The following is a 4,130-nucleotide window of genomic DNA, read 5'->3' on the forward strand; positions in this document are numbered from 1 at the left end:
TCAAGGGGCTGATCGCCGCGCATACGCAGGCGGCGCGCAAGCTGATCGGCTGACGTCGGACTGCTTTTCGTAGGAGCGAGCTTGCTCGCGAACCAAGTCTCCCGGCGGCTCTGGCGCGCTGGGTTGACTCCGCCCCCTCTCCCCAGCCCTCTCCCTGAAGGGAGAGGGGGCTAGTCCGTGCCGAGAGGGGATCTGGTGTCAGCCGGATACTCGGTACAAGCCGGCTAACTCCTATACATCCGCATCTGCCCAACGGTCCCCTCTCCCTTCAGGGAGAGGGTTAGGGAGAGGGCGCTCTCAAGCACACCACCGACCTAACCGTCAGACCCTCATCCACTCCACCAACCGCCCCAGCATCGCATCGCAAGCCGCCAGCTGCTCCACGCTCACGAACTCATCCGGCTTGTGCCCCTGGTCCATGCTCCCCGGCCCGCAGACCACGGTGGGAATGCCGGCCTGGTCGAACAGCCCGCCCTCGGTGCCGTAGGCGACCGTGGAGAACTCGTCGGAGCCGCTCAGCCGCGCCAGCAGCTGCGCCGCCTCGCTGTGCGGGGCGGTGGCCAGCGCCGGGTAGGCCGACAGCTCGCTGAAGCGGATGTCCGCTTCCTGCTTCACCGCGCGCATCTTCGGCAGCAGCTCGGTCTCGGCGTAGTCGCGCAGTTGCTCGGCGACCTGCTGCGGGTCGTCGCTGGGCAGGGCGCGCACCTCGAAGTCGAACTGGCATTCGGCCGGGACTATGTTCAGCGCGCGGCCGCCGTTGATCACGCCGGTCTGCACGGTGGAGTAGGGCGGGTCGAAACGCGGGTCGTGGCGCTCCGGCGCCGCCAGGCGGGTGCCGATCTCGCCCAGGCGGTTGATCAGCTTCGCCGCGTATTCGATGGCGTTCACCCCCTGCGGGGCGTAGGCCGAGTGGCAGGCCGCGCCGTGCACCTGGCAGCGCATGGCCAGCTTGCCCTTGTGGCCGAGCACCGGCTTGAGCTCGGTGGGCTCGCCGATGATGCAGGCGATGGGCTTGTGCTCGCGGCGCGCAAGGTCCGCCAGCAGCGAGCGCACGCCCAGGCAGCCGACCTCCTCGTCGTAGGAGAAGGCCAGGTGCAGCGGCAGGCGCAGGGGCTGGGCGAGGAAGGCCGGCACGGCGGCCAGCACGCAGGCGATGTAGCCCTTCATGTCGGCGGTGCCGCGGCCGTACAGGCGGCCGTCCTTCTCGGTCAGCTCGAAGGGCGGGACGGTCCAGGGCTGGCCGTCCACCGGCACCACGTCGGTGTGCCCGGACAGGCACACGCCGCCGCGGTCGCGCGGGCCGAGGGTGGCGAACAGGTTGGCCTTGCCGCCGGCTTCGTCGAAGAACAGCTCGCTCTCCACGCCCAGGTCGCCCAGGTAGTCCTGGACGTACTTGATGAGCGCCAGGTTGGAATGGCGGCTGACGGTGTCGAAGGCGACCAGCCTGGCGAGGATGTCACGGCTGCTGGGCATGTTCTGCTCCTGCTTTTCAAATTACAGGGGATGTCACTCGTCGCCGGGCACGCCGTAGCTCGGCGCCTTGGTCGGGTCCAGCGCGCGGGTGATGTAGTCCTGCATCTGCGGCTTGTAGGCTACCCAGAGCTTCTCCAGCGCGTCGATGGGCGCCTCGTCGGCCCAGTCCACGCGCAGGTCGACCACCGGCCAGACCAGGTCGCCCACCACCTTCAGCGCCGCCGAGTGCACCGGCCCGGCTTCGCCGCCGGCGGCCATGGCCGCCTGCATCGCCGCCAGCAGGCGCTCGGCCAGGCAGCCGTCGGCCGCCTCGAAGGCCTTGGTCATGGCTTCGATCACCGCGGTGGACGACAGCAGGTTGCCCGCCGCCACGCAGTTCTCGCCGGCCACCGCGTGGTTCACGCCCAGCGCCTCGCTGCCGGTGAACAGTGCCACCTGGCCGTGCTGGTCGATGACCGTGACCTGGCGGTACTGGCCGTAGCCGTTGCTGGACAGCGCCTGGTCCAGCGCCGCGGCGGGCGCCAGGCCCGCCTCCAGGCGGTCGAGGATCTGCGGGCCGAGGGCCGGCAGGGTGACGTTCTGGGTGGCCACCGCGCCGACGCCGGCGCGTACCCAGGGGCAGCGCGCGCCGACGGCGATGCTCGAGGAGCTGATGGCGATGCCCAGTTGGCCGGTCTCGGCGCAGCGGCCGACGATGGAGAAGGTCATGGGCCGCTCCTTATTGGTTCCAGTCGTCCGGGATCACCGCGATCACGTCGATCTCCATCAGCCACTGCGGCTGGCCCAGGGCCGAGACCACCAGGCCGGTGGAGATCGGGAACACGCCCTTGAGCCACTTGCCGACCTCCTGGTAGACCGGCTCGCGGTAGCGCGGGTCGATGAGGTAGGTGGTGGTCTTGACGATGTGCGACAGGTCGCTGCCGGCTTCTTCCAGCAGCTGCTTGACGTTCTTCATCGCCTGCTCGGCCTGGGCGCGGGGGTCGCCCAGGCCCACCAGGTTGCCCTCGAAATCGGTACCGACCTGGCCGCGCACGTACACGGTGTTGCCGGCGCGCACGGCCTGGCAGAGGTCGTTGTCCAGGGACTGGTTCGGGTAGGTGTCCTTGGTGTTGAACATGCGGATGCGGGTGTGGGTAGGCATCACTTACTCCCAGGAAGCGGCTTTTTTGGCTTGCGATTCAACGGAGGCCTCGCGCTGCGAGGCGTCCTGATATTCGACGTACTTGCGTTGCGTGGCGATGTGGCCGGCGACGTGCTTGGCGTCGTGCCACACCCCCCAGATGAACGAGGAGCCACGGCGCGACAGCCACGGCAGGCCGACGAAGTACACGCCCGGCTCGCGGGACACGCCGCGCTGGTGCCTGGGCTTGCCCTTCTCGTCGAAGGCGTCCACCTGCAGCCAGTCGAAGTTAACGGCGTAGCCGGTGGCCCAGATGATCGAGGTGATGCCGGCGGCGGCCAGGTCCAGCTCGAGGATCGGGTTGCGGACGCACTCGGCGTCCGGGAAGACCCTGCGGGCTTCCGGCTCTTCCGGCAGGTCCAGGCCATTGCGCTCGATGTAGGCGTCGGCGGCGTCCAGCAGGTCGAGGTAGTTCCGGTCGCCGGCCTCCAGGTTCTTCACCAGGTCGTCCTGGAAGCTCACCTTGCCGCCTTCGAATGCCTTGGTCAGGCCGACCAGGGTGATGCCCTCGTTGGCCAGGCGGCGGAAGTCGATGGTCTCGCCGCCACGGGCGCCGCTCACGGCGATGGTCACGTGCTCGCGGCCCGGCTGCACTTCCTCGGCGTCCCACAGGCCGAGCACGCCCAGCCACCAGACGAAGTCGCGGTTGCGGTAGCTGCGCGGCGGACGGTCATGGGCGCCCACCGAGAGGAACACGCGCTTGCCGGCGCGGTTCAGCTCGTCGGCGATCTGCACGCCGGAGGAGCCTGCGCCCACCACCAGCACGGCGCCTTCGGGCAGCTGCTGCGGGTTGAAGTAGTGGGCCGAGTGGATCTGCTGGATGCGTTCGTCCTTCGGCGCGATGGCCGGGATCACCGGGCGCTGGAACGGGCCGGTGGCGGAGACGATGCGCAGGGCCTGGAGGGTGCCCTCGGAGGTCTCCACGGTGAAGCCGGGGCGGCCCTGGTTGCGGGTCACCTTCTTCACTTCCACGCCGGTGCGGATGGGCGCGTCGAACTGCTTGGCGTAGGCGACGAAGTAGTCCGCCACCTGCTCCTTGTGCGGGAACTCGTCCGGGCCGACCGAAAACTCCATGTTCGGGAAGCGGTCGTGCCAGGCCGGGCCGTTGGCCACCAGCGAATCCCAGCGGCCGGTGCGCCAGGCTTCGGCGATGCGGCTCTTCTCCAGCACGATGTGCGGCACGCCCTGGGCGGTCAGGTGCTCGCTCATGGCCACGCCGGCCTGGCCGGCGCCCACCACGAGGGTATCGGTTTCAATGCCATCGAGCGTCTTGCCGGCGGGCTTGCCGAAGGTGGTCTGATTCAGGTCGGCCATGGGTGATTCCTCGGACTCTGATCGTTGTTGTTCTGCGGTCACGGCTGTCCACCGCGTGTTGGCCGCATTCTGTTCAGCGCCGGGGATTAGCGAAATTATGATTTTTGTAGTCGCAGGCTAGGGAAAAACTGTGGGCCCGCAAGCCACGGGCCGCGCGGGGGTG

The 4,130-nt window shown here is 68.9% G+C and carries 4 protein-coding genes; all 4 read right to left on the bottom strand.

Annotated elements, in window-relative coordinates:
• Nucleotides 1–321 precede the first annotated feature (321 nt).
• Genes argE through DK254_RS33005 form a run of 4 tightly spaced genes read right to left on the bottom strand, consistent with a single transcriptional unit; the run spans nt 322 to nt 3,967 of the window.
• A complete protein-coding gene (gene argE / locus DK254_RS32990) occupies nt 322–1,473 on the bottom strand; it encodes an acetylornithine deacetylase (protein ID WP_109937187.1) in 1,152 nt (383 codons plus the stop codon).
• 33 nt (nt 1,474–1,506) lie between these two features.
• The gene (locus DK254_RS32995; protein ID WP_109937188.1) at nt 1,507–2,181 is read right to left on the bottom strand and encodes a DUF1028 domain-containing protein; all 675 of its coding nucleotides are present in this window, start codon (nt 2,179–2,181) and stop codon (nt 1,507–1,509) included.
• A gap of 10 nt (nt 2,182–2,191) precedes the next feature.
• Nucleotides 2,192–2,614 carry a RidA family protein gene (locus tag DK254_RS33000; RefSeq protein WP_089392506.1) on the bottom strand — a complete coding sequence of 141 codons (423 nt, stop codon included), beginning with the start codon at nt 2,612–2,614 and terminating at the stop codon, nt 2,192–2,194.
• 3 nt (nt 2,615–2,617) lie between these two features.
• Nucleotides 2,618–3,967: an NAD(P)/FAD-dependent oxidoreductase gene (locus tag DK254_RS33005; protein ID WP_109937189.1), complete on the bottom strand. Its 1,350-nt coding sequence runs from the start codon at nt 3,965–3,967 to the stop codon at nt 2,618–2,620.
• Between the last annotated feature and the right edge of the window lie 163 nt (nt 3,968–4,130).

The sequence above is a fragment of the Pseudomonas sp. RW407 genome (genome assembly GCF_003176655.1).
Classification (GTDB): Bacteria; Pseudomonadota; Gammaproteobacteria; order Pseudomonadales; family Pseudomonadaceae; genus Pseudomonas; species Pseudomonas delhiensis.